This window comes from Stenotrophomonas muris, from assembly GCF_052751275.1.
Window position 1 is genome coordinate 993668 of the sequence record NZ_CP199879.1, and the last position, 24305, is coordinate 1017972.

Sequence of the window (24305 nt, forward strand, 5' to 3'; positions counted from 1 at the left end):
CGGGCGCCCGGCTCTGCTGGAAGGCCTTCTCAGAAGCGGTAGGCCGCCTGCACATACACCCGCCGCGGCTCGCCCGGGAAATGCCCGTTGCGCTCGATGAAGCCGCTGGCCGCGTACACCTTGTCGAACAGGTTCTTGACGTTGGCCTGGAACTGCCACTGCTTCCACGTGGTCTTCCAGCTCATGTCGAATACCGTGTATGCCTTGACCGCCTGCCCATCCAGGCTGACACGCTCGCCCACATGGTCGGCGCCGAAGCCGATGGCCGAGTTGATCGACGGCAGGTCGTAGCGCGTCCACAGGCCGAGCTTGTTGCGTGGCGCATTGGCGAAGCGGTCGCCGGAGGCATTGGTGATGCCGTTCGGTCCGGCATCCTTCACCCGTGCGTCGTTGTAGGCGTAGGTCAGGTTCACCACCCAGCGCTCGGTCACGTCGGCCAGCAGGTCCAGTTCCATGCCCGTGCTGCGTACCAGGCCCAGTGCAGCGAGTTGGTTTACCCCGCCGATCACCTCGCCGGTGGCCTGCACGATGTTGCTGCGGTCGATGCGGTAGGCCGCCATGTTCAGGGTCACACGGTCGGCCAGCAGGGACTTCAGACCGACTTCCCATTGCCTGCTGCGCTCCGCGTCGAACGGTCCGCCGGCCGCCGGGTTCTGGTTGGTGGCACTCTGCGGCACGAAGCCGCTGGCGATGTTGGCATACAGGTTCACGCCGTCCCGGACGGTAAAGGTACTGCCCAGGCGCCAGCTGAGATCGTTGCCATCCACGCTGCCGCCACCCATGCGGTCCTGATCCTTGAAGCCATCCCAGCGCAGCCCCGCCAGCACATGCCAGCGCGTGCCCAGTGCCAGCTCATCCTGCAGGTAGCCGCCGTAGCGCTTGCTGCGGGTGGCGGTGCTGCGCCAGGGCAGAGCGGCCAGGTTGTAGTCATGCCAGGTGCTCGCGCCATAGACCGGGTTGAACAGGTCGATGCCGCGCACCGGGCCGGCGCCGCGTGCCAGGTCGGCGCTGTTGGCGGTCTGCGCGGTGAAGTCGGCGTCGAGCTGGTACACGTCGGCGCCGAACAGCACCTTGTGTTCGATACGGCCGGTGTTGATCCGCCAGACGGCATTGCCGCTGGCGGTGAAGGCAGTGTTGTCACGGATCTGGTTGCGCAGCTGGCGCGTCATCCACTCGGCCACGCCGTCGCGGTCACGATCAATCAGCCCCATCGGCTCGTGGTACATCTGGTGCTCGTTGTTGCTGAACCAGCGCGCAGCAAGGTCCACGTCCAGGTTGTCGCGCGGTGCGAAGCGATACTGCGCCAGTGCGACCTTGGCGCGCATGTCGAGGAAGTCACTGGCCTCGTTGTGGTTCCAGCGGCGGTCGGTCAGGAAGCTGCCGGCATCGTTCACCGGCACGCCGCGCAGGCGGTTGCCGCCCAGGTTCTGGGTGATGTCGGTGAACTGCAGCACCAGCTCGCCGGTCTGGCCAACGTCGAAGGCCAGCGAGGCATCGCCGATCACGCTTTCGCTGTCGGCATTCCAGCGCACGCCCTGCTCGCTGTCGGCATACAGGCCGGCGCGATAGCGAATGCTGCCGCTGGCATTCAAGGGGCCGGTGCCTTCGATCGATCCGGCGCGGAAGTCCTTGTCGCCTGCCTGCAGCTCGATGCGGCGTTCGGCGCGCGCCTTGGGCTTGCGCGTTACATAGTTGATGACACCGCCCGCATCACCACCGCCGTACAGCGCACCGGCCGGACCTTTCAGTACTTCCACGCGTTCGATATTGAACAGTTGCGGCACCGAGAAGCCCGCATAGGGATCACCACGCAGGCCGTCGTAGAGAACGTTCTCCTGGCGGAACCCGCGCAGGGTGACGCCGGCATAGCTGAAGAAGCTGATGCCGCTGATGCTGCGGTACAGATCGGTGACCTGGCGCGCGGCCTGGTCGTCGATCAGCTCGCGCGGCACGACCTGGATCGACTGCGGCACCAGTTCCAACGGGGTATCGGTGCGGGTGCCGACGGCCGCATCGTTGGCGCGGTACAGGGTCTGCGCGCGGCCGCGGACTTCGACCTTGTCCAGGTCCTTCGGGGTGTCAGCGGAGGCCTCGGAGGCCAGTGCAGGCGTAGCCAGGGAAAGGGGCAGCGCCAGGCAGAGGGCGTGCTTGAGCGGGGTTGGAAGCGGCATGAGGGGGTCGGGACGGGCTGCAAATGAGAAAGATTAGCATTTGCAACGCTTCGTGACCTATCCCCCGAGTGCGCTATGGACGCAGGCCCGGGTCGGTATATGGGGTGCCGGCCAAGGCCACCAGCACGCCGGTGCCACCGCGCACGATCAGCTGCAGCATCGCTTGGCGCGGATCCTCGCCCCTCTGCTGGCTGGCCAGTCCACTCTCATAGGCGGCCACCATCGACGCCAGCAGCATGGCTGCGCCCAGGCGTGCCTCCGCGTCCTGCGCGGGCCGACCGGCCGCGTCGGCCATCAGCTGGGCCAGGTCGTCGGCCAGCTGTGCCTGCAGCCGTCGCGCGTGCGCCACCAGCACCGGACTGTCGGCCACGGTTGCCCAGAAGGCCGCTGCACCGGAGTTGATCCGTAACAGCGGATGGCCGCTGTCCAGCAGCTCCCGCACCAGCGATTGGAAGGCGGCCAGCGGGGCCATGCCACGGCGCGCCGCCATGCCTTCGCGAAGCAGGGTCCGGGCCTCCTCATCGCGGTCGAACACCAGGTCTTCCTTGCTGGCGAAATAATTGAAGACCGTCTTGCGCGAGACCCCCGCCGCATTGGCAATCTCGGACATGGACACGGCTTCGAAGCCGCGGCGGATGATCAGTTCGGTGGCGACGTCCGAAATGGTCTGTCGGGTTTCGGTCTTGCGCTGCTCGCGGCGGCCCCGGGGCGGGATCATGGGCGGTTCACTTGTGGAAACGTACACCGAGTGTAACATTGGCGTCGCCAGAGCGCCGGCCCGGCGCTCACAGGGAAATCCCATGTTGTACGACGTCGTCATCGCCGGGGCCGGCCCGGTCGGCCTGTTCCTGTCCTGCGAGCTGGCCCAGGCCGGCTGTTCGGTCCTGTTGCTGGAGCAGGCAGTGTCGCCCGAGACACCCTTGAAACGCCTGCCCTTTGGCTTGCGCGGCTTGAACGCGCCCACCCTGGAGGCCCTGGATCGACGTGGCCTGCTGGATGCGGTTGCCGCCAGTCAGGTGCTGAAGCCGGACAACGGCGCACCGCCGCCCGGCACCGCCCATTGGCTGGCGCAACCGCGGCCGCTGGGCGGCCACTTCGCCGGCATTCCTTTTGCGCTGGACAACGTGGACAGTGCGCGCTGGCGCCATCGCCTGCCGACGCCGGTGCCCACCCAGATGGCGGTCGAGCTGCAGTCGCTGGAGGCGGTGCTGGCCGAGCGTGCGGTGTCACTGGGTGTACAGATCGAGCGTGGCTGCACGGTGCAGGCGGTGCACGCACGCGAAGCACAGATGCAGGTCCAGACCGGTCGCGGGCTGATGCGGGGCCGCTGGCTGGTCGGTTGCGATGGCGCCCGCAGCACGGTACGCAAGCAGTCGGGGTTCGTGTTCGCAGGGACGGCGCCGGAGTTCACCGGGCACACGCTGCAGGTCGAACTGGCAGACCCGTCGGTGCTCGTCCCGGGGCGCCAGTTCACCGAACACGGCATGTGCAATTTCAATCCGCCGGGCATGCTGGCGCTGGCCGATTTCGACGGTGGCGCCGGCCATCGCACGCCGCTGGACCGGCACACCGCCCAGGCGCTGCTGCGGCGTGTGTCCGGGCGAGAGGCAACGATCACGGCGTTGCATCTGGCCACCACATGGACCGATGCCGCGCGCCAGGCCACGGCCTATCGCAGCGGCCGCGTGCTGTTGGCCGGTGATGCCGCGCACATGCATTCGCCGTTGGGCGGGCAGGGGCTGAACCTCGGCATCGGCGATGCGATGAACCTGGGGTGGAAGCTGGCCGCGGTGGTGCGAGGTGATGTGGCAGAGTCGCTGTTGGACAGCTATCAGGCTGAGCGCCATCCGATCGGCGCGCAGGTGCTCGACTGGTCACGTGCGCAGGTGGCGTTGATGCGGCCAGGCCCCGGGTCGCGCGCGCTGGCGGCGGTCATCGCCGACCTGGCCGCGACCCGCGACGGTGCCACCTATCTCGCCGAGCGGCTGTGGGGTGTAGCACCGCCACCGGTGCTCGACGGCAGCCATCCGCGGGTTGGCCGAAGCGCACCGGACGTCCAACTGGCTGATGACCGTCGGATGGGAGAGCTGCTGCGTGCAGGGCAGGGCGTGCTGCTGGGGCTCGATACCGGCGATTCGCTCGGTCCGATCATTGAGCGCTGGCAGCGGTCGGTCACCTGCGTGATGTCCACGGCGCGTGACACGCTGGGACTGGGCGCCGTGCTGGTCCGCCCCGACGGTATCGTCGCCTGGGCCTGCGATGCTGGCGGTGACACGTCGGGGCTGGAGCCTTCGCTGGAACGCTGGTTCGGTTCGCTGCGGTGACCGCCCGCTAGGGCGACGCCACCACGGCCTGCGCGCAGCGCCCGGCTTCGGTCATCACCGAGGCCAGCTGCTTCAATGAGTAAGGCTTGCGCAGCAGGGTGAAGCCATGGCCAGGGTCCCGGGCCAGCAGTTCGCTGTAGCCGCTGGTAAGGATCACTGGAAGCCCAGGCAGGCGGCTGCGGATGGTACGGGCCAGATCCAGGCCGTTCATGCCAGGCATCACTACGTCGCTGAACACTACATCGAAGCGGGAGGCATCCCGTTCGAGCTCCGCCAGGGCCTCGTCCGCATTGTGCGCAAGTACCACGTTGTAATCGAGCTCGCGCAGGGCGCCGACGGCAAATTCGGCCACATCGACGTTGTCTTCCACAACCAGCACGCAGACACCGTGACCATGCTGCAGCCCCGGTAGCGTCGCCGGCCGTTCCGTCATTTCTCTCGCCTGCGCCAGCGGCAGGTACAGGGTGAAGCGGGTACCGGCGCCCGCCTGGCTCTGCACGTCCACCTCGCCTTCCGACTGCTTGACGAAGCCGAACACCTGGCTGAGGCCGAGGCCGGTTCCGGCGCCGACGCTCTTGGTGGTGAAGAAGGGCTCGAAGATGCGGTCGACGACGGCGGGGTCGATGCCTGCTCCGGTGTCGGTCACGCTGATCGCGGCGAAGTCGCCCTTCATCGGCGCGGCGAAGCGCACCGAAGGCACCGCGGTTACCTGCTCCACCTCGATGGTCACCCTGCCGTGTCCCTCGATCGCATCGCGCGCGTTGACCGCGATGTTGATCAATGCAGTGTCCAGCTGGGTCCGGTCCAGCAGCACCGGCAATGGCGTGCCGGGCAACGTCAACGACACCTGGATGCGTGCACCCAGTACCGTGGTGATGATGTCCGAAAGCGCGTGCACGCTCTCGCAGAGATCGAAGACCTCCGGCGACAGGCTCTGGCGACGCGAGAACGCAAGCAGTTGCGCGGTCAGCTTGGTGGCGCGGTCCGAGGCTGTGGCAATGGCCTGGATGTAGCGGCGCCGGGTGTCGTCTGACGGCCACGTGTGCAGGAGCATGTCCACCGAACCGGTGATGACCTGCAGCAGGTTGTTGAAGTCGTGGGCCACACCGCCGGTGAGCTGGCCGATCGCCTCCAGCTTCTGCGACTGGCGCAGCTGCTCGCGGGCGCGCACCAGTTCCAGATGGGCCTCCCGCGCCTGCTCGGTGATCGCCGCGACCTGGCGGCTGTGCAGGTCGCGCTCGATCACCCGTTCGGTCTGCTCGCTGACCACGCACAGGATACCGGCGACACTGCCGCAGCCGACGCGCAGCGGTGAATAGGAAAACGTCCAGAAAGTTTCGCGCAGCGTGCCGTCGCGATCCATCATCAATGGCATGTTCTTGAAGCTGCGGCTGGTGCCGGCAAAGGCGTCGTCGACGGCATGCACCACGTCCGGCCATACGTCCGCCCAGACATCCTCCAGACGGTTGCCCATCGCGCCGTGCAGCTTTTCCCCCAGCATCGGCAGATAGGCATCATTGAAGAAGAACGCCTTGTCTTCCTTGCCCCAGGCAAGCCACAGGGGTTCCGGCGAATCCAGGATCATCGCCAGCAAGGTGCGAAGTTCGGCGGGTGCGCTTGCGGCAGTGGCCGAGCGGGCCCAGTCACTGTCCTGCAGCAGTCGGTAGGCGAGCTGATCAGGTGCAGAGACTGGCAAGGGAAAAGGATGCATGGCCGCCATTGGCGCAGGGAGGTGGCGCAGCATAGCCGAGCGCATGTCATGACGCCCTGCACACCGTGGGCATGAAGGGCCTCGCCACTTCGCCGTTGACGTGGCAGGGATGCACCCTTTGTTCAGCAGGTTGCCGCTATCGCGACGCAGCGCGAAGGGAGGCGAAGCTGGCCTGATCGGCGGGTCTAGCCCTTACGACCTGCCTGCGCGGTGAGCACATCCCGGCCAGCCTCGGTCAGATCGATATCCCCGTCTTCCGCCTGTACCGCCCATCCGGCGGTCACCGCCCACGTTGCGGCATCGCCGCGCACCGGCTCTGCAGCGGCGATTGCCTGGAGTATTTTCCGCTGTTCCGCAGTCATTTCCACGTGGCGGCCCTCAGATACCCAGCAACGACGCCGGTTGCCAGTCCGACAGGCGGGCGTGGCTGACCGGTTGATGGCAGCCGCACCCGTCACAACGGAACAACGCCCCGCCCGGAAGTTGCACCAGGTTGTCTTCGCTGGCAGAGCTGGTCGACGAGCAATGCCGGCAGGTGACCGTGAGCGCAGTGATGCGCTGCACGCTGCCCGATAGATCGAACACGGCCTCGAACGCGCGAATGACAGGGTGGGCAGTGTCCGGCATCTGAGTCTCGACAGGGTGGGGAGACCTCATCGTCGCGCGCCGGCTGTGATGGAGCAGTCAGCCGGATGCATGGGCGCGATCAAGACAGGCGCGGCAACCGGGCGCGCACCTTCGTCAGGGATTGTTCTTCTTTCCGCTCAGGTCCAGCGGCTTGTCACTGCCCTTGCGCTCGCTCGACCACACTTCCATGCCCTTGTTGCAGCGGCTCTCGCGGGCAGCGACCTCGGGCGGCAGGTCCTTCAGGTGCGGCGACTCCTGGCAGGCTTGATGCATGTTGCTGTCGTCATAGGTGGCGCAGGCGCTGAGCGATGCGAGGGCGATGGCAATGAGGGTCGCGCGGAGCGGGGGCTGCAGGTTCACGGGGGGCCTCGGGTGATGCCGGGATGGCCATGGAATTCAAATCCGTGACACCGGGCATGCACAATCGGACCAACCGCACTTGTTATCCTATAACAGATGCGCGATAGTCCGGCCCCTGCCGGCGTCAGGCGATGCAGATCACCAGTACCGTGCACAGCACCAGCATCAGCACGAACACGCGCCGGCTCAGTGCCAGGCAGGCCAGATAGGCTGCGAGCGCCCACGCTGCCAGCAGCGCGCAGGCCATCACCCATAGCCCGATACCCATCATCGAACCCGTCGCCAACGCAGACAGTGCGATGGCCTTGAACAGCGCCACGCCCAACACGCTGCCCAGCATGCCGGCCTGCAAGGCGATGGCATCATGGCGGGCAGGTGCGCGATGGGGGGGCATTGCGGGTCCGGTACGGGCCGAGAGCGCGGCGTCGGCTGCACTGTGCCCAAATGCACATCCACGAAATGTGTTCATCGCGCGCGAAGACCGCGATGAAGCCCGTTCAGTCGAACTCACCCTCGGCCGATTCCAGACGCTGCCGGTACGCCGCGCGATGCTGGTACAGCCGCTGGCACTCGGCCGACCTGTGGATGCGGCTGCCGGGTTCATTGGCCACCGAGTCGCACATCCGCGCGATGTGATTGTTCTCCGCCAGTTCGGTGACGAAGAACACGGCAGTGATGCCGGTGCCAAGCAGCACGACATACAGCAGACGGCTGAGCCAGCGTGACAATTTCCGCTCGAAGTGCTGCTGGATGGTCAGGTCGAAGCGGATGATGCTGAGCACGATCCAGACGATGGCGACCAGGAAGCAGAGCGTGGGCAGCAGGTCGCGCCAGATGCCTGCTTCGTAGACCGACTCGCTGTAATGGACCGCAGCTCCGGCACCTGCGATGGCAATGGCCAGCGCCCAGTTGCGGCCCAGTGAGAGCAGGTCATCGAGCAGCTTTTCGTGGTTCCTGGTTGGTCCTGCTGCCACGAGGGTTCCTTCTGCGTGTTGCGACCGGCAAACGGGCTGCCGCCGATCATGCAGATGGTGAAGCATCGATTCGGTGATGAGAAGCCTGCCCGCTCAGTATCCTCCTGCGCGTGCACCGATCCAGCGCCGGTAGCGGCGGGTCCGGCACTTTGCGGCCGCCTGTGCCAGCAGCAGTGCCCAGACGGGCGAAACACCCGGCGCCGTGGGCCGGAGCCTGCTCAGCCGCGCCAACTGGTACTTCACTGCGGCCATGTGTGCGCTGGCGGCCAACGGTTTGTTGCGCCAGTCGATGGTGCGCAGTGTCGGCACCGGGTCGCGGCCCTGCTGCCAGCGGTGGGGCAGATCCGGCTCGATCGCCAGCGCGGTGGCGACGCCGACCATGGCCACACCGCTGTCAAGTACCTGATCGGCCACGGCGCGACGGCGGATGCCACCGGTGACCATCTGCGGCATGGTTGCCACCGTGGCGATCTCACGCGCGAACTCAAGGAAGTAGGCCTCGCGGTCCAGGCTGCGCTGGTCGCGCGCGGCACCGGTCATGGCCGGTGCTTCGTAGCTGCCACCGGACAGTTCGACCAGGTCCACGCCGAGCGGCGCCAGCATTTCCACCACTGCGCGCGCATCCTCGGGCGAGAAGCCACCGCGCTGGAAATCGGCGGAATTGAGCTTCACGGCCACCGCGAACGTGGGCGACACGGTGGCGCGCACCCCCTGCACGATCTCCAGCAGCGGGCGCGCACGGTTGTGCAGGCTGCCGCCCCAGCGGTCGTCGCGGCGATTGGACAGCGGCGACAGGAACTGGCTGAGCAGGTAACCGTGCGCGGCATGGATCTGCACGCCACTGAACCCGGCGCGCTCGGCCAGCTCGGCGCTGCGGATGAAGCGGGCGATCACCTCTTCGATGTCCGCCTCGGTCATCGCCCGCGGCGGTGCGAACTGCCTGGACAGCGCGCCAATCTCCAGGGCGACGGCTGACGGCGCGAGTGCCGGTTGGCCGAGTGCGGCCGGCATCTGCCGCCCGGGATGGTTGATCTGCATCCACATCTGCGCGCCCCGTGAGCGTGCCGTTTCGGCCCAGGCGATGAAGCGGTCAAGGTGGCGGTCGTCTTCCAGCACCACGCCGCCGGGGCCGGTCATGGCGCGGCCATCGACCATCACGTTGCCGGTGATGATCAGTCCTGCGCCGCCATCGGCCCAACGCTGGTAGAGCTGCAGCAGTGCAGCGGACGGCGCGTGGTCGGCGTCGGCCATGTTTTCCTCCATCGCGGCCTTGGCAATGCGGTTGCGGATGATGGCACCGGAGGGTAGTGCCAGGGGCGAGAACAGCGACATCGGACAGCTCCAGGACAGGGGAATGGCGCTACGCTAACCTTCAAGTTTTATTGAAGGTCAACAGGCTCCCATGGCGAGGATTCAGGCAGATGAAGATCGGTGAGCTGGCCCGCCTCACGGGCCTCGCGGCGTCGCGCATTCGCTTCTATGAAGACGCGGGGCTGCTGGTGGCGCAGCGCCAGGCCAATGGCTACCGCGACTATCCGGAACAGGCGGTGCTGTTGCTGGAGTTGATCACGGGCGCGCAGCGTGCAGGCTTCAGCCTGGAAGAGATCCGCGCCCTGCTGCCACCGGACATGGGCCAGTGGCAGCATGAGGCGTTGATCGCGATGCTGCAGCAGAAGGTGGCTGACATCGAAGCGTTGCAGCTGCGGTTGGCAGAGAGCAGGGCGCACCTGCTGGCCCTGATCAAGGACATCCAGGCGCGGCCGGACGGCATCGACTGTGCAGCCAATTCGCGGCGGGTGCTGGACCGTGTGAAGCGCGGTGAGCTGGCGCGGCCGACCCTGGTGGCCGGCGATACAGCGTTGCTGCGACCGGATCGCCGTCGCCGCAGAGGCAGCAACTGACGATCCGGCGCAATGTTCAGTGGCTGCCGGCGACGGCGGTGCTGCGCTTCTTGTCCAGCATCACCGCCACGCACCACAGCAGCAGGCCGCCGATCGCGGTAGCCGCGCCGACATAGCCGGTACTGGCCGGGCTGAAGCCGGCGCTGATTGCCATGCCGCCCAGCCACGGGCCGAGTGCGTTGGCAGTATTGAAAGCGGCGTGGTTGGAGGCCGCCGCCAGCGTCTGCGCCTCACCGGCCACGTCCATCAGGCGGGTCTGCAGCACCGCCGCCAGTGCGCCCATGGTGCCGACAGTGATGATCATCGGGCCGATGGTCCACACCGACTGTGCGGCCAGCGGATACAGCAGCAGCATCACGATCGACCACAGCAGCACCACGGCGGCGGCCTTGAAGTGGAACTTGTCCACCAGCCAGCCACCGGCGATGTTGCCGATGATCGCGCCGATGCCGAACACGCCCACCGCCAGTGGCATCCACGATTCGGCCACGCCGGTGACCTGCACCAGGGTCGGTGCCAGGTAGGTGAACACGCAGAACATGCCGGCGAAGCCGACCGCGCCGATCGCCAGCGCCAGCCACACCTGGGACGTGTTGAAGGCGCGCAGCTCGCGCATCGGCGAGGTGCGTACTTCATCCGGGTCCGGCAGCAGGAAGCGCGCGATCATCGCCACGGTGGCGATGGCCAGCACGCTGACCAGGGAAAAGGCGGTGCGCCAGCTCAGCTGCTGACCCAGCCAGGTCGTCAGCGGGTTGCCGACCAGGATCGCGATCGACAGGCCCAGCAGCACGCGTGACATCGCCTGGCCGCGCTGGCCTGCGGGACTGATCGCCGCGGCCACCAGCATCGCCACGCCGAAGTAGGCGCCATGCGGCAGGCCGGCAACGAAGCGCGCCACCAGCATCGTGCCGTAGTTCGGTGCCAGCGCGCTGGCCAGGTTGCCGACCGCGTAGAAGCCCATCAGTGCCAGCAGCAGCTTGCGGCGAGGGAAGCTGGCGCCGACGAAGGCGAGGATCGGGGCGCCGACCACCACGCCGATGGCATAGGCGCTGATCAGATGCCCGACCTGGGTTTCGGAAATCGACAGGCCGCGGCTGATCTCCAGCATCAGGCCCATGCTGGCGAACTCGCTGGTGCCGATGGCGAAGCCACCCAGTGAAAGGGCGAGGATGATCAGGGTGCGCTGGCGGGGCGTCAGCCGCGCAGCCAGGGAAGAGTTGGGGCTCATGCGGGGGCGCGATGGGGGCGGTAGCCGCCCATTGTACTGCTGCACTGCAGCAGGAGCAGCAGCACTCAGGGTAAATCAGCGTTTGATCGGTGACACGCCGGCCCGCCGCGCCTCGTCGCGCCCGGCTCAGATGCCCAGCGCCGCCCGGGCATGAGCGTACTTTCCGTGCAGGCGCGCGGCCGTCGCCGCATCGAGCATTGCCAGTCGCTGCGGATCGGCGTTGTCATCCAGATCGGCGCGCTTCACTTTCAGTGCCAGCGGGTGGGCGGCAATGCGCGCGTAGTAGCTGTCCGCGTCGGGTGCTGCATCGCGGTTGAGCAGTTGCACCGCCTCGCGCAGCGGTGCGGGAAATACCTCGATCCGCGCGGCAAACGCCGGGCAGTCCTCGGCCACGTCATGCAGCCAGGCCACCACTTCGGCGTCATCGTCGCCGCACACCGCAGCCGCCACCCGCGCCACATGGCCGATGTAAGGCTGGCCGGCCTTGTCGATCCGCCCCGCGTGGGCCTCGGTGGCCAGCGTACGGGCAAGTGCTACCCAGTCCATTGCGGTCTCCTTGGATATCCGCGCACAGTTTCGCGCAGAAGACGCAGCGGTTGTGGATGCGCCCATGACGCTGCCACCGGCATGATGGCGGGGCAGGGGGCGCAGTGTTGCCCCGACAAGGAGGAGTGCGATGCAGGAATTCAGGCATGTGCTGGAAACCCGTGGCCGCTACCAGCTGGTAGCGGTGTCCCACGAGCCGGTGTACGCTCCCGGCGATGTGGTCGGCCATGCGGTCGTCGCCGACGATGGGGATCGTCTGACCGACCTGATATCACTGGCCGAAGCGCGCCAACGCTTGCTGCAACTGGTGCGTGAAGAGGGCGAGGAGCCCGGGCTGGAAAACGAGAACCACCTGCGGAAGAAGGCGTCGCGCTGGCGCCACCGCTAGGCCGTCGCGCCGCGTGCGCATCATGGAGGATTCGGGTGTTGCCCAGTAAGAAGTATCTGCTCATCGCCATCATCACGCTGGCGACCCTGTTGCTTGGTTTCGTGTTCTCCGGCTACTTGACCTTGCTGTTCCTGGGGCTGGACACCCAGCTGTTCACCTGGAACACCTACTACCAGTACGTCCACGCCATCGGCCAACCGCAGGTCGCGCCCTTCGTGGGCAAGATCAAATGGGCGGGCTACGTAGGCTTCGGCCTGCCCCTGCTGGTGCTGCTGGTGGCCGGCCTGGTGCTGCTGCTGAAGAAGGACAAGCGCTCGCTGCACGGCGACGCGCGCTTCGCCACCGGTGCCGACCTGGCCAAGCACGGCATGTTCAAGAAGACCGGCCAGAGCATCGTGGTCGGCAGCCATGGCGGCAAGCTGGTGCGCCTGGATGGCCAGCAGTTCGTGATCCTGGCCGCGCCCACCCGCTCGGGCAAGGGCGTGGGCGTGGTCATCCCGAACCTGCTCGAGTACGGCGAATCGCTGGTGGTGCTGGACATCAAGCAGGAGAACTTCGACCTGACCAGCGGCTGGCGCGCCAGCCAGGGCCAGGAGATCTACCTGTTCAACCCCTTCGCCGAGGACCGGCGCACGCACCGCTGGAACCCGCTCAGCTACGTCTCCGACGATCCGGCCTTCCGGGTGTCGGACCTGATGAGCATCGCCGCGATGCTGTACCCAGACGGGGCCGAGGACCAGAAGTTCTGGGTCAGCCAGGCACGCAATGCGTTCATGGCCTTTACCCTGTACCTGTTCGAGAACTGGGACGACGAGCGCAGCAGCGGTTTCCCGGGCGGCGCCGGCACGCCCACGCTCGGTGCGGTGTACCGTCTGTCCTCCGGCGACGGCACCGACCTGAAGAAGTACCTCAAGACCCTGTCGGAGCGACCGTTCCTCAGTGCCAATGCCCGTTCGGCGTTCGCCAACATGCTGTCGCAGGCCGATGAGACCTTCGCCTCGATCCTGGGCACCTTCAAGGAGCCGCTCAATCCCTGGATCAACCCGGTGCTGGACAAGGCCACCAGCAGCAACGACTTCCTGCTGACCGACGTCCGCAAGAAGAAGATGACCATCTATATCGGCATCCAGCCCAACAAGCTGGCCGAGAGCCGGCTGATCATCAACCTGTTCTTCAGCCAGCTGATCAACCTCAACACCAAGGAACTGCCCAAGTCCAACCCGGACCTGAAGTACCAGTGCCTGCTGCTGATGGACGAATTCACCTCGATCGGCAAAGTGGAGATCATCGCCTCGGCGGTCTCCTACATGGCCGGCTACAACATCCGCCTGCTGCCGATCATCCAGAGCATGTCCCAACTCGACGCCACCTACGGCCGGGAAGTCTCGCGCACGATCATCACCAACCACGCGCTGCAGATCCTGTACGCGCCGCGCGAACAGCAGGATGCCAACGACTATTCGGACATGCTGGGCTACACCACGGTGCGCAGGAAGAACGTCACCCATGCCCGCGAGAAGACCCACAACTTCACCGAGGAACGGCGCGCGCTGATGCTGCCGCAGGAGCTGAAGGCGATGGGGCCGGACATGGAGGTGTTCCTGTACGAGGGGATACCTCACCCGGTGAAGTGCGACAAGATCCGGTACTACAAGGATCGCTACTTCACCTCGAGGCTGCTGCCGAAGGTGGACGTTCCGATGCTGAACGTCTAATTCACGTCGCTGAATTTGTGATCACCATTCGTAGTTAAGAATGTGAATTCGTGATTTCGGTCAAGAATTTGGCATTTGTTCATGGATTTTCAGACTTGTCTGACATGGAATTGACGCGTGGTTGTGCGACCCTGTGCATGTCGTTCAGAAATGTGTGATGGATGGCAGATGTTGTAGAGCAGGGTGGCCAGGAGTTTGTGCCATGAAACAAGGATGGTTTCGACGTTGGTGAGGTATGCGGGTGTGTCGTCGGCAGTGTCTGGCGGCCCCGCGACTTGGTTGGCAGCCGTTGGCTGCAGGGGAGCCGGAGCAGGTGTGCTGCCAGTCAGTGCGTCGCTCCGATTCCGGCGTGCGCGACGCAGCGCCGGACGACCAGGGGGCCAATGCTCGGGACTGCTTTTTCGTACGTCAAAGTGAAGCCCGTATGAATCAGGCGTTTATCGCGAAAATGTCCATCGCCGCAGTGACGGCGTTGATGGTGGCCGGTTGCGCCACCAAGTCCGCTCCCGATTTCGGAGGCCGCTGGAAGCCGGTCAACCGCTTTGCTGCGGCACCCACCGAGATCCCGCTGTACTCCAGCTACGTCTACCAGGCCTCGCCGATGGATGGCACGCTCAAAGCCATGCTCGAGCGCTGGGCCAAGGATTCCGGACGCACGCTGGATTACCGCCTGAGCTCGGACTTCACCCTGTACGGCGCGGTCTCCAGCATCGACACCACCAACGCTCAGCAGGCCGTGATCGATCTGACGGCGGCCTATGCAGCGCAGGGCATCTCCGTCTCCATCGTTGGCAACCAGATCGTTGTGCAGAGCGCTGGCTCGACGCCGACCGCGTCGGCACAGGGCGCTGATTCCAACAGCGGCACCTGAGTCCACCTCGAAATCATCGAACGTGCCGCTCCCCGCGCCTGTCGCAGGGGTGCCACGCCCATTGATGTTTCAGCAGTACGGAAGAATCCATGTTCCGCAAGAAGGATCCCGGCAATAGTCCCAAGGTCGAGCAGTCGGTCGCCAAGGCGGTCAGCTACGAGATCACCGTGGCCGACATGGCGCGCCGCAGCGAGCGGCGTGCGTGGTGGGTCGCCACAGGCTCGTTGCTGATGTCGCTCGCACTGGCGGGCGGCTACTACTACATGCTGCCGCTGAAGGAAAAGGTGCCGTTCCTGGTCATGGCCGATGCCTACACGGGTACGGCGACCGTCGCGCGGTTGAGTGGCACGTTCCAGGGCGAGACGATCACCACCAACGAAGCGATCAATCGCAGCAACGTCGCCCAGTACGTGCTCGCGCGCGAATCGTATGACTCGGCGGTGATGGGCCTGCGTGACTGGGAACTGGTGTTCGTGATGTCCACCGATCCGGTGGCGCAGTCCATGCGTGTCCGCTATGCCGGCAACAATCCGCAGAACCCGTTCGTGATGTACGGTCGCGAGCGCGCCATCCGGGTCAAGATCCTCAGCATCACGCCACTGGGGGCCGAGCCGAACGGCAGCTTCCGCGGCGCTTCGGTGCGCATCCAGCGCAGCCTGCTGGACAAGCGCACCGGCGTCTCTACCTACCTGGACAACCAGCTGGTGACGATGCGCTTCAGCTACAACCAGAACCTGGCGCTGTCCGAACAGGATCGCATCCTGAACCCACTGGCGTTCCAGGTCACCGAGTACCGCGTCGACAACGACTACTCGCGTGGCGTGCCGGTGCCGGATGACGGCGCCATGCAGGCGCAGGCGCAGCAGGCCGCACAGGCGGCGCAGCAGGCACAGGGTGTCTACGATCCCAACAATCCGGCCGCGGCCACCATGATCGATCCGGCCACCGGCCAGCCGGTCGCGGCTCCGGTCAACGGCCAGGTGCCGGGCCAGGCAATGCCGGGCCAGCCGGTACAGGGTCAACCCATGCCGGGTCAGCCGGTGCAGGGGCAAGCAATGCCGGGGCAGGTCACGCCCGGACAGCCGGCCATGAGGCCGGCGCAGAACAATTCCACCGGAACTGCTGATGGAGCAAGCAACCGATGAGTAGTCGAAATATCAGGGGAAGCGCGCTGGCGCTGCTGTCGATGTTGTCGTTGCTGTTCTCAGCAGCGGCGATGGCGCAGGCGGTTGACCACTACGAGTACGAGAAGGACCGTATCTATCCGGTTCGCACCGGCCTGGGCCTGACCACCCAGATCGAGTTGAGCCCGAACGAGAAGATCCTCGACTACAGCACCGGCTTCAGCAGCGGCTGGGAACTGACCCGTCGCGAGAACGTGTTCTACCTCAAGCCGAAGAACGTCGACGTCGACACCAACATGATGGTGCGCACCGAGACCCATTCCTACATCTTCGAGCTGAAGGTGGTGGCCACCGACTGGCGCCAGCTGGAACAGGCCCGTCGTGCCGGTGTGCAGTACAAGATCGCCTTCGTCTATCCGAACGACACCGTGTTCGGCGTCGCCCAGGAAGCGGTCGAGGAAGAGGCCAAGCCGTTGTTGAGCTCGGAACTGGCCAAGGACCGCCAGTACAACTTCAACTACTCCTATTCGACCAGCAAGGCGAAGAAGATGGGGTGGCTGATCCCGGTCAACGCCTATGACGATGGTCGTTTCACCTACCTGAAACTGCCGAATTCGCCGGAGTACAAGACCGGCATCTTCCCGGCGGTGTTTGGTCGTGAAACAGAATACGGTGAAGACTTCGTGGTCAACACCACGGTTGAAGGCAATACGCTGATCGTGCACGGGACACACCCGTACCTGGTCATCCGCCACGGCGACTTCGTCGTCGGCCTGCGAAGGAACGTGAAGAAATGAGCCAGCAGAACACTCCCGGAAACGACCCGAACAACGGACGCGACGAGAGCCAGAGCCCGTACGGCGCACAGGGTGCTTCGGACGCGCAGTCGAACCCGTACTTCGGCACGACCCAGGCCGAGCCTGCGCCGGATCTGGATGCGGCCGCGCCGCAGCTGCGCTCGGCCGAAGAGCAGCGGCTGAACCGAAAGGCGCTGCTGTTCCTGGGCGGCATCGTGGTGCTGCTGGTGGCCATGGGTTTCCTGCTGTTCCGCAAGGGCCAGGATGACAAGGACGCTGTGCAGAAGGTGCCGGACGTTGCGCGCGTGTCTACGCCGACTCTGCCGGACGCCGTGCAGACGAGTCCGGTGCCCTCCCAGGCCATGCAACCGGTTGATCCGATTCCGATGACGCCGCCGCTACCGCCGCCGCCGCTGGATTCCACCCCGCTGTTCGTTCCCCAGTCCGATTCGGCGCGCGAGATGGACCGTGGCCCGACTTTGCTGGACCGCCGCATCGGCTCCGGGAGCGGGGTGGGTGGTGGTGATGGACAGGATGGCAACGGGAGCAATGGCGGCCGCGGCATGGATGAGTACACCCGTGCCATGCTGGCCCAGCTGCCCAACAATCAGGCGGCGCCGGCAAAGGTTCGCCGCGGCCCGGACGTCGAGGATGTCTCCAGCGCCACCTACATCCAGAGCCCCGATGCGCTGCTGGTGCGTGGCACCTACCTGCGTTGCGTACTGGAAACCCGCATCATCACCGATCTCGCCGGCTACACCTCGTGCCTGCTGACCGAGCCTGTGTACTCGATCAACGGTCGCAACCTGCTGCTGCCGAAGGGCTCCAAGATCTATGGCGCTTACGGCGGTGGTCCGATGGGCAAGCGCGTGGAAGTGATCTGGGATCGCATCACCACTCCGAATGGCATCGACGTTGCGATGTCCAGCCCGGGCGTGGATCAGCTGGGTGGCGCCGGTCATCCGGGCCAGTACAGCGCGCACTGGGGCAGCCGTATCGCCTCGGCGCTGATGATCAGCCTGATTTCCGACGCCTTCAAGTACGCGGCCGCCGAACACGGTCCGGAGACGACCACCATCGCCAACAACGGCATGACGGTGCAGTCGCCCTATGAGAGTGCTACCGCACGCACGATGGAGCGCCTGGCCAACGAGGCACTCAGCAGCAACCGTCGTCCGCCGACCGTCACCATCAACCAGGGCACGATCGTGAACGTCTACGTCGCCAAGGACGTCGACTTCACCAACGTGCTGCACCCCCGCCGGTAACCCAACGAACGATCATGGACGCCGAAGTGTCACCCCTCGCCCTCGTCTCCAGCGATTTCCTGCGCTATCAGTACGAAGTGCTGGGCATCGCCGAGTACATGACGTCTCCGGAAGTGACGGAAATCTGCATCAACCGTCCCGGTGAGCTGTACCTGGAAACCCGGGCGGGGTGGCAGCGGGTGGACGTGCCGAGCCTGACCTTCGAGCGGGCCCGGCAGTTCTGCACGGCGGTGGTGAACGAGAGCAACACCGGCCAGCGCATCACCGATGCCGATCCGGTCGTGTCGCTCACGTTCCCCACTGGCCAGCGTGCCCAGTTCGTGATTCCGCCGGCATGTGATGCAGGCAAGGTGTCGATCACCATCCGTCTGCCGTCCAAGCACACCAAGTCGCTCAGCCAGTATCACGAAGACGGCTTCTTCAACCAGATCCTGGAGAGTGATGGCAGCATCAGCGAACAGGATCGCGAGCTGCTGGAGCTGCGCCATTCGCGCGAGTACGCCGAGTTCTTCCGGCGTGCGGTGATGTACCGCAAGAACATCGTGGTATCCGGTGCGACCGGTAGCGGCAAGACCACCTTCATGAAGGCGCTGGTCAACCATATCCCGGACAGCGAGCGCCTGGTCACGATCGAGGACGCGCGCGAACTGTTCCTGACCCAGCCCAACGTCGTGCACCTGCTGTATTCCAAGGGTGGACAAAGCACCAGCAATGTCAGCGCCAAGAGCTGCATGGAAGCCTGCCTGCGCATGAAGCCCGAACGCATCATCCTGGCCGAGCTGCGCGGTGACGAGGCGTTCTACTTCATCCGCAACTGCGCGTCCGGTCATCCGGGTTCGATCACCAGCTGCCATGCGGGCAGCCCGGAGCAGACCTGGGACCAGTTGGCGCTGATGGTGAAGGCCTCGACCGAAGGTTCGGGCCTGGAATTCAACGTGATCAAGCGACTGTTGATGATGACCATCGACATCGTCGTGCATATCAAGGCGCATGCCGGCTCGCGCTACATCACCGGCATCGACTTCAATCCTGGGCGTGCCCAGGGGCAGGGGGGCTGAAGGATGCTGCCAGGACTGGAAATGATGGCGTGCCCGGAGATGGCCGTGTCGATGGATGTGATGCAGCACGTCATCAACGTCGAATCGTCGCGCAATCCCTACGCGATCGGCGTGGTTGGCGGTGCACTGGTGCGCCAGCCCAAGGCCTTGGATGAAGCACTGGCGACGGTGCGCATGCTGGAAGAGAAGGGCTACAACTTCTCGATCGGGCTGGCCCAGGTCAATCGCTACAACCTGGGCAAGTACGGCCTGGATTCCTACGAGAAGGCCTTCCAGCAGTGCCCGAACCTGCAGGCCGGTTCGCGCATCCTCGCCGAGTGCTACAAGCGCTCCGGTGGTGACTGGGGCAAGTCGTTCAGCTGCTACTACTCGGGCAATTTCGAGACCGGCTTCCGTCATGGCTACGTGCAGAAGATCTACGACTCGATCCGCCGCGGGCAGCAGGTCGCCAGTAATGGTGTCGCACCGATCGACGTGGTCAGTCGGGGGGAGCGCCGCGCGGTGAAGGTCGAGCATCACCCGCAGCTGGCTTCGCCGGCGCAGGCGCGCATCGTTGCTCAATCCAATGGCCCCGTGTACGTGCCGTCGGAAGATCCCGCACGCGCCTATGTCGTGTACCCGTCCACCGGGGCGATGGCGCGGGGCAGCCTGCTGAATCTCGCCGACCAGGCGCTGTCCAAGGTGGTGCTGGGTTCAGTGGACAGGATGATGCAGCCTCAGGCGCAGCCCAGCCAAGGGCCCGCCTATCCCCAGCAACAGGCCGGTGGCATGCCGCAGCAGCTGCCTCAGCAGGGTGCTGCACGGGCGATGGCCATGCCGCAGCAGTTGCCAGGCGCTGCCGGCGCCGGCAATGAGGGGCCAGTGATGCTGCGGCCCTGGAGCGAGCGCAACCAGCCTGTCGCCGGTGGCGACAATTCATTCAACGCACCGGTGCAGGCTGCGCCGGTGCAGCAGATTCCCGCAGGGGATGCGGCCTTCGTGTTCTGACGAAGTCGTGGTGCGGCCAGTCCCCCGGCTGGCCGATTCAGTTGTGTTAGTCCATCAACAAGGAAATCAATCCATGAAGCGATCCAATCTCGACCTCGTCCAGGCCCAGCGCACGCTGAAGACCCTGCTGATGGCCACGATCTTCGTTGGCGCACTGTTCGCCCCGCAGGTGTTCGCCACCAGTCCCGACTTCGGCGGCACCGACAAGAAGGTCTGCGGTTTCTTCTCCAACATCAACGGCCTGCTGAACATGGCCTCGATCGCCGTCGTGACCATTGCGGTGATCTTCGCCGGCTACCAGATCGCCTTCGCGCACAAGCGCATCGGTGACGTCGCGCCGATCCTGATCGGTGGCGTGCTGATCGGTGCCGCCGGCCAGATTGCGCGCATGCTGCTGGGCGAGGGTAGCGACGGCAAGTGCGGTGGTGGCACCAGCACCTCCTACCTGATCAACCACGTGATCCAGTACTACAGTGCATAAGAACGTCGTGTTCCGCGGCTGCACGCGCCCAGCGATGTTCCTGGGTGTCCCCTACCTGCCATTTTTCATGGTGGCAGGTGGGTTGCTGCTGCTCAGCATGTACACGAACTTCTGGTTCCTGCTCACCATTCCGGTGGCGGTCTTCATCATGCGGCAGATGGCCAAGCGTGACGAAATGATCTTCCGCCTGTTGGGCCTGCGCCTGATGTTCAAGCTGAAAGTCCGCAACGTGCAGGAACACGATGGCATGTGGGTATTCAACCCCAACCATTACCGCGACAAGCCGGCCCGAATGGATTGAGGTCCGGATCCGGCCTGGCGGGCGTCTGCGCCCGCCGGGTCTTTTGTAACTCCTTGGCACTACCTCTTTGGAAGCAGTCGTATGTTCAGCCCTGACACCTCCATCAGTGAGTTCATTCCGTTGTCGTCGCATGTCGCTCCGAACGTGGTCAAGACCACGGGCGGCGATTACCTGCTGACCTGGCATCTGGAAGGGCTGCCGTTCGTCGGCCGCGAGGAGTGGGAGCTCGAACATCGCCACAACACGTTCAACCGCCTGCTGCAGACGCTGCGCGCGCCGGATTTCGTCAACGTCGCCTTCTGGGTGCACGACATCCGTCGTCGCCGCACCCTGAAGGGCAAGAGCAACTACAAGCAGCGCTTCAACCAGGATGTGTCCGATCAGTACATGGGCATGTTGTCCTCACAGCGCATCATGCAGAACGAGCTGTACCTGACCATGATCTACCGCCCCGTGGTGGCGGGTAAGCGCTTCGTAGAGAAGTCGGCGAACGTGGACAAGCTGCGCGCCGAGCAGGAGCAGGCGGTCGAAAAGCTGATGGAGCTGGCCGGCAACGTCGAGGCCGTGATCCGCGATTACGCACCGTATCGCCTGGGAATGTACGAGGCCAAGAACGGCGTGGTGTTCTCTGAAACGCTGGAGCTGTTCGGCTACCTGATCAATCGCATCGACGAGCCGGTGCCGGTGCTGTCGGCACCGATCAAGGACTACCTGCCTGTCAGCCGCCATATGTTCTCGGCCAAGACCGGCGATTTCGCGATCAATACCCCCAATGGTGCCAATCACTACGGCGCCATCCTGAACATCAAGGAGTATGCCGAGGGCACTTACCCGGGCATCCTCAACGGCCTGAAGTACCTCGACTACGAGTACGTCATCACCCATTCGTTCAGCCCGATGGGGCGGCAGGACGCGCTGAAGGTGCTTGATCGAACCAAGGGCATGATGATCTCCTCCGGCGACAAGGCGGTCAGCCAGATCGTCGAGCTCGACCAGGCCATGGATCAGCTGTCGTCCGGCAACTTCGTGCTGGGTGAATACCACTTCATCATGGCGGTCTACGGTGACACTCAGGCCAAGCTATCGCAGAACGTCGCATCGACCCGCGCCGAGCTGTCCAACGCCGGCTTCGTGTCGACCAAGGAAGACCTTGCGGTCACCTCGTCCTTCTATTCGCAGCTGCCGGGCAACTGGCGCTATCGTACCCGCCTGGCCAATGTCAGCTCGCTGAACTTCCTGGGCCTGTCGCCGCTGCACAACTTCGCCACTGGCAAGCAGCACAACAACCCGTGGGGCGACTGCGTCACCACGCTGCAGACCACCAACGGCCAGCCGTACTACTTCAATTTCCACGCGACCCATCCGTCGGAAAACTCGCTGGGGGAGAAGGCGATCGCCAACACCATGGTGATCGGCAAGTCCGGTACCGGTAAGACCGCGCTGATCAACTTCCTGCTCAGCCAGGTGCAGAAGTATGAGCCGTCGCCGACCATCTTCTTCTTCGACAAGGATCGTGGTGCGGAGATCTTCGTGCGCGCCTGCGGAGGCAACTACCTGGCCCTGGAGAACGGCGCGCCGACCGGCTTCAACCCGTTCCAGTGCGAGAACAACGAAGCCAACGTGCAGTTCCTGGCCGACCTGATCAAGGTGCTGGCCGGCAAGCGTGAGTACAGCGCCCGCGAGGAAGAAGACATCTATCGCGCGGTGGAAAGCATGCTCGATACGCCGATGCATCTGCGCAGCATGACCAATTTCCAGAAGAGCCTGCCCAACATGGGTGACGATGGCCTCTACGCGCGCATGCGGCGCTGGACCTCGGGCAATTCGCTGGGCTGGGTCTTCGACAATCCGGTCGACACCGTTGATCTGAGCAAGGCCAACATCATCGGCTTCGACTACACCGACATCATCGACAATCCCGAAGTGCGCGTGCCGGTCATCAATTACCTGCTGCACCGCCTGGAGTCGCTGATCGATGGTCGTCCGCTGATCTACGTGATGGACGAATTCTGGAAGATCCTGGATGGCGAAGGTGGCCTGAAGGAGTTCGCGAAGAACAAGCAGAAGACCATTCGTAAGCAGAATGGCCTGGGCATCTTCGCGACGCAGAGCCCGGAGGACGCGCTGAAGAGCGACATCTCGGCAGCGCTGATCGAGCAGACTGCCACGTTGATCCTGCTGCCGAACCCGAACGCCAGCAAGAGCGACTACATGGACGGCCTGAAACTGACCGAGGCCGAGTTCAAGGTGGTCACTGCCCTGGACGAGCGCTCGCGCTGCTTCCTGGTCAAGCAGGGTCACGCGTCCAGTGTGTGCCAGCTCAACCTGCGCGGCATGGATGACATTCTGTCGGTGATCTCGGCGTCCACTGACAACATCGACATCATGCATCGGGTATTGCAGACAGCTGCGGTACGCGCACGAGTGACGGTGGATGAGCTGACGCCGGAACAGTGGCTTGAAGATTTCTACAAGAATCGAAAGGGCTCGGGCAAGGCGGCTGTCGCAGCGCGCGACACTGTTACCTGATCCGCGAGACGGCCTGCCCGAAGACTACGAGTTCCGATCAATGGAGACTGATATGAACAATACCAAGCAAGCTTCCTCGCCCCGCCGCCGCGCGCCCCGTCTTGCAGCGATGACCGTGGCAGCCGTGATGGCGCTCGGCACCGGCAATGTCAGCGCCTGGATTCCCGTGCAGGAGACCGGTACCAGCCTCATCCAGCACCTGCTCAATCAGATCAACACCTACAAGACCGAGGCGACCGTCTACGCGGCCAAAGCGCAGGACGCGGCCGAGTACGTCGAGCAGAACACCCGCTGGATCCGCACGCTGGAGCAGTATCGCCAGGCGCTGATCCAGGTGCAGGCGGCGGTGAACAGCTTCGGCATGCCCGACAGCGCGCCGCTGGTGCCGGTGGCACCGAACTATCTGGTTGCCGAAACCTGCGGCAAGGCGCTGGACTTCAGCCTGGAGTCCGCCTTCAAGGTGTTCGTGTTCAATCCGCAGGCGGATGTGAAGGAGCAGCAGATGCAGATCTGCGTCAACATCCGGATGATGCAGAACCGCAAGTACAACGACGCGATCGATTTCCTGACCCAGACCGTTCCGCGCATCAACAACTCCTTGACCCGCATCCTCAAGATCCGCCTCACCAACAACGATCAGGGCACCGTGCAGGGTGCCGACAGCGAATCGCTCCGCACCGCCAATGACATTGCCGCACTTGCCCAGAGCTGGGAAGCACGGATGAAATCCTATGATGCCTATATCGAGGTCATGGAGGCCAACCAGAAGGTGGTGGCGCAGGCCGCATTGAAGGGGGACCCGACCAAGCAGCTGATCAGCGACATGGTCAAGACCACCGCACTGAAGGCCGCGCTCAGCGTCAAGTGATCGCAGGCCGCTAATACGTAGACATGCGCTGCAAAGCAATGCGGCATTTCATGCAGTAACGGAATTACCAAGGGAT

The 24305-nt window shown here is 64.7% G+C and carries 25 protein-coding genes; 14 read left to right on the top strand and 11 right to left on the bottom strand.

Annotated features, from left to right (window positions below):
• Positions 1-29 precede the first annotated feature (29 nt).
• Positions 30-2171, bottom strand: coding sequence for a TonB-dependent siderophore receptor (locus tag ACUVWL_RS04365; RefSeq protein WP_329768177.1), 2142 nt, complete (start codon positions 2169-2171; stop codon positions 30-32).
• A gap of 73 nt (positions 2172-2244) precedes the next feature.
• Positions 2245-2889, bottom strand: coding sequence for a TetR/AcrR family transcriptional regulator (locus ACUVWL_RS04370; protein WP_046431363.1), 645 nt, complete (start codon positions 2887-2889; stop codon positions 2245-2247).
• An 82-nt stretch (positions 2890-2971) separates the two neighbouring features.
• On the opposite strand from ACUVWL_RS04370, the gene ACUVWL_RS04375 reads away from it, so the two are divergent.
• Entirely contained in the window at positions 2972-4495 is a 1524-nt protein-coding gene (locus tag ACUVWL_RS04375) for an FAD-dependent monooxygenase (RefSeq protein WP_445978854.1), read from the top strand.
• 7 nt (positions 4496-4502) lie between these two features.
• Here ACUVWL_RS04375 and ACUVWL_RS04380 read toward each other — a convergent pair whose 3' ends face one another.
• From ACUVWL_RS04380 to ACUVWL_RS04410, 7 genes are all read right to left on the bottom strand, one after another.
• Entirely contained in the window at positions 4503-6206 is a 1704-nt protein-coding gene (locus tag ACUVWL_RS04380; protein WP_049442514.1) for a hybrid sensor histidine kinase/response regulator, read from the bottom strand.
• Positions 6207-6391: 185 nt separating this feature from the next.
• Entirely contained in the window at positions 6392-6568 is a 177-nt protein-coding gene (locus tag ACUVWL_RS04385; RefSeq protein WP_172980598.1) for a hypothetical protein, read from the bottom strand.
• A 16-nt stretch (positions 6569-6584) separates the two neighbouring features.
• Positions 6585-6833 (bottom strand): hypothetical protein, encoded by a 249-nt coding sequence (locus tag ACUVWL_RS04390; protein WP_014647589.1) that lies wholly within the window; start codon positions 6831-6833, stop codon positions 6585-6587.
• 114 nt (positions 6834-6947) lie between these two features.
• Positions 6948-7193, bottom strand: coding sequence for a hypothetical protein (locus ACUVWL_RS04395; protein ID WP_014647588.1), 246 nt, complete (start codon positions 7191-7193; stop codon positions 6948-6950).
• Between the two features lie 124 nt (positions 7194-7317).
• A complete protein-coding gene (locus ACUVWL_RS04400) occupies positions 7318-7587 on the bottom strand; it encodes a hypothetical protein (RefSeq protein WP_014647587.1) in 270 nt (89 codons plus the stop codon).
• 103 nt (positions 7588-7690) lie between these two features.
• Complete coding sequence (locus ACUVWL_RS04405) at positions 7691-8167, bottom strand: hypothetical protein (protein ID WP_046431353.1); 477 nt, start codon at positions 8165-8167, stop codon at positions 7691-7693.
• 93 nt (positions 8168-8260) lie between these two features.
• Positions 8261-9499 (bottom strand): NADH:flavin oxidoreductase/NADH oxidase family protein, encoded by a 1239-nt coding sequence (locus tag ACUVWL_RS04410; RefSeq protein WP_445978855.1) that lies wholly within the window; start codon positions 9497-9499, stop codon positions 8261-8263.
• A gap of 89 nt (positions 9500-9588) precedes the next feature.
• Between ACUVWL_RS04410 and ACUVWL_RS04415 the strand changes: the two genes are divergently transcribed.
• On the top strand, positions 9589-10068 hold the full coding sequence (locus ACUVWL_RS04415; protein ID WP_197605944.1) for a MerR family transcriptional regulator: 480 nt from the start codon (positions 9589-9591) through the stop codon (positions 10066-10068).
• Positions 10069-10084: 16 nt separating this feature from the next.
• On the opposite strand, the gene ACUVWL_RS04420 is transcribed toward ACUVWL_RS04415, so the two are convergent.
• The gene (locus ACUVWL_RS04420) at positions 10085-11296 is read right to left on the bottom strand and encodes an MFS transporter (protein ID WP_445978856.1); all 1212 of its coding nucleotides are present in this window, start codon (positions 11294-11296) and stop codon (positions 10085-10087) included.
• A 126-nt stretch (positions 11297-11422) separates the two neighbouring features.
• Complete coding sequence (locus ACUVWL_RS04425; RefSeq protein WP_049442498.1) at positions 11423-11842, bottom strand: phosphohydrolase; 420 nt, start codon at positions 11840-11842, stop codon at positions 11423-11425.
• Positions 11843-11972: 130 nt separating this feature from the next.
• On the opposite strand from ACUVWL_RS04425, the gene ACUVWL_RS04430 reads away from it, so the two are divergent.
• From ACUVWL_RS04430 to ACUVWL_RS04485, 12 genes are all read left to right on the top strand, one after another.
• Positions 11973-12230: a hypothetical protein gene (locus tag ACUVWL_RS04430; protein ID WP_014647581.1), complete on the top strand. Its 258-nt coding sequence runs from the start codon at positions 11973-11975 to the stop codon at positions 12228-12230.
• A gap of 35 nt (positions 12231-12265) precedes the next feature.
• Complete coding sequence (locus tag ACUVWL_RS04435) at positions 12266-13945, top strand: type IV secretory system conjugative DNA transfer family protein (RefSeq protein WP_014647580.1); 1680 nt, start codon at positions 12266-12268, stop codon at positions 13943-13945.
• 424 nt (positions 13946-14369) lie between these two features.
• Complete coding sequence (locus ACUVWL_RS04440) at positions 14370-14816, top strand: hypothetical protein (RefSeq protein ID WP_180834930.1); 447 nt, start codon at positions 14370-14372, stop codon at positions 14814-14816.
• Between the two features lie 89 nt (positions 14817-14905).
• Positions 14906-15961, top strand: coding sequence for a virB8 family protein (locus ACUVWL_RS04445; protein ID WP_346601163.1), 1056 nt, complete (start codon positions 14906-14908; stop codon positions 15959-15961).
• Complete coding sequence (locus tag ACUVWL_RS04450) at positions 15958-16737, top strand: TrbG/VirB9 family P-type conjugative transfer protein (protein WP_014037652.1); 780 nt, start codon at positions 15958-15960, stop codon at positions 16735-16737. Before ACUVWL_RS04445 ends, ACUVWL_RS04450 begins: the two co-directional genes overlap by 4 nt.
• A complete protein-coding gene (locus tag ACUVWL_RS04455; protein WP_049442499.1) occupies positions 16734-18005 on the top strand; it encodes a TrbI/VirB10 family protein in 1272 nt (423 codons plus the stop codon). The genes ACUVWL_RS04450 and ACUVWL_RS04455 overlap by 4 nt, the downstream gene beginning before the upstream one ends.
• Positions 18006-18019: 14 nt before the next feature.
• The gene (gene virB11, locus ACUVWL_RS04460) at positions 18020-19063 is read left to right on the top strand and encodes a P-type DNA transfer ATPase VirB11 (RefSeq protein ID WP_069118280.1); all 1044 of its coding nucleotides are present in this window, start codon (positions 18020-18022) and stop codon (positions 19061-19063) included.
• Between the two features lie 3 nt (positions 19064-19066).
• Entirely contained in the window at positions 19067-20050 is a 984-nt protein-coding gene (locus tag ACUVWL_RS04465; protein ID WP_445978857.1) for a transglycosylase SLT domain-containing protein, read from the top strand.
• A 130-nt stretch (positions 20051-20180) separates the two neighbouring features.
• The gene (locus tag ACUVWL_RS04470) at positions 20181-20531 is read left to right on the top strand and encodes a TrbC/VirB2 family protein (protein ID WP_445979155.1); all 351 of its coding nucleotides are present in this window, start codon (positions 20181-20183) and stop codon (positions 20529-20531) included.
• Positions 20524-20832: a type IV secretion system protein VirB3 gene (locus ACUVWL_RS04475; protein WP_019660289.1), complete on the top strand. Its 309-nt coding sequence runs from the start codon at positions 20524-20526 to the stop codon at positions 20830-20832. Before ACUVWL_RS04470 ends, ACUVWL_RS04475 begins: the two co-directional genes overlap by 8 nt.
• A gap of 81 nt (positions 20833-20913) precedes the next feature.
• Complete coding sequence (locus ACUVWL_RS04480) at positions 20914-23361, top strand: VirB4 family type IV secretion/conjugal transfer ATPase (RefSeq protein WP_049408136.1); 2448 nt, start codon at positions 20914-20916, stop codon at positions 23359-23361.
• Positions 23291-24229, top strand: a complete 939-nt coding sequence (locus tag ACUVWL_RS04485; protein WP_195840027.1) for a hypothetical protein — start codon at positions 23291-23293, stop codon at positions 24227-24229. The genes ACUVWL_RS04480 and ACUVWL_RS04485 overlap by 71 nt, the downstream gene beginning before the upstream one ends.
• Positions 24230-24305 lie beyond the last annotated feature (76 nt).

What these genes read in the sequence shown, in the direction of transcription:
- ACUVWL_RS04430 (WP_014647581.1), top strand. Translation starts at nt 11,973, where the DNA reads ATGCAGGAATTCAGGCATGTGCTGGAAACCCGTGGCCGCTACCAGCTG.
- ACUVWL_RS04375 (WP_445978854.1), top strand. Translation starts at nt 2,972, where the DNA reads ATGTTGTACGACGTCGTCATCGCCGGGGCCGGCCCGGTCGGCCTGTTC.
- ACUVWL_RS04455 (WP_049442499.1), top strand. Translation starts at nt 16,734, where the DNA reads ATGAGCCAGCAGAACACTCCCGGAAACGACCCGAACAACGGACGCGAC.
- ACUVWL_RS04415 (WP_197605944.1), top strand. Translation starts at nt 9,589, where the DNA reads ATGAAGATCGGTGAGCTGGCCCGCCTCACGGGCCTCGCGGCGTCGCGC.
- ACUVWL_RS04425 (WP_049442498.1), bottom strand. Translation starts at nt 11,842, where the DNA reads ATGGACTGGGTAGCACTTGCCCGTACGCTGGCCACCGAGGCCCACGCG.
- ACUVWL_RS04445 (WP_346601163.1), top strand. Translation starts at nt 14,906, where the DNA reads ATGTTCCGCAAGAAGGATCCCGGCAATAGTCCCAAGGTCGAGCAGTCG.
- ACUVWL_RS04480 (WP_049408136.1), top strand. Translation starts at nt 20,914, where the DNA reads ATGTTCAGCCCTGACACCTCCATCAGTGAGTTCATTCCGTTGTCGTCG.
- ACUVWL_RS04440 (WP_180834930.1), top strand. Translation starts at nt 14,370, where the DNA reads ATGAATCAGGCGTTTATCGCGAAAATGTCCATCGCCGCAGTGACGGCG.
- ACUVWL_RS04385 (WP_172980598.1), bottom strand. Translation starts at nt 6,568, where the DNA reads ATGACTGCGGAACAGCGGAAAATACTCCAGGCAATCGCCGCTGCAGAG.
- ACUVWL_RS04420 (WP_445978856.1), bottom strand. Translation starts at nt 11,296, where the DNA reads ATGAGCCCCAACTCTTCCCTGGCTGCGCGGCTGACGCCCCGCCAGCGC.
- ACUVWL_RS04390 (WP_014647589.1), bottom strand. Translation starts at nt 6,833, where the DNA reads ATGCCGGACACTGCCCACCCTGTCATTCGCGCGTTCGAGGCCGTGTTC.
- ACUVWL_RS04410 (WP_445978855.1), bottom strand. Translation starts at nt 9,499, where the DNA reads ATGTCGCTGTTCTCGCCCCTGGCACTACCCTCCGGTGCCATCATCCGC.
- ACUVWL_RS04470 (WP_445979155.1), top strand. Translation starts at nt 20,181, where the DNA reads ATGGCCACGATCTTCGTTGGCGCACTGTTCGCCCCGCAGGTGTTCGCC.
- ACUVWL_RS04365 (WP_329768177.1), bottom strand. Translation starts at nt 2,171, where the DNA reads ATGCCGCTTCCAACCCCGCTCAAGCACGCCCTCTGCCTGGCGCTGCCC.
- ACUVWL_RS04465 (WP_445978857.1), top strand. Translation starts at nt 19,067, where the DNA reads ATGCTGCCAGGACTGGAAATGATGGCGTGCCCGGAGATGGCCGTGTCG.
- virB11 (WP_069118280.1), top strand. Translation starts at nt 18,020, where the DNA reads ATGGACGCCGAAGTGTCACCCCTCGCCCTCGTCTCCAGCGATTTCCTG.
- ACUVWL_RS04380 (WP_049442514.1), bottom strand. Translation starts at nt 6,206, where the DNA reads ATGCATCCTTTTCCCTTGCCAGTCTCTGCACCTGATCAGCTCGCCTAC.
- ACUVWL_RS04400 (WP_014647587.1), bottom strand. Translation starts at nt 7,587, where the DNA reads ATGCCCCCCCATCGCGCACCTGCCCGCCATGATGCCATCGCCTTGCAG.
- ACUVWL_RS04370 (WP_046431363.1), bottom strand. Translation starts at nt 2,889, where the DNA reads ATGATCCCGCCCCGGGGCCGCCGCGAGCAGCGCAAGACCGAAACCCGA.
- ACUVWL_RS04450 (WP_014037652.1), top strand. Translation starts at nt 15,958, where the DNA reads ATGAGTAGTCGAAATATCAGGGGAAGCGCGCTGGCGCTGCTGTCGATG.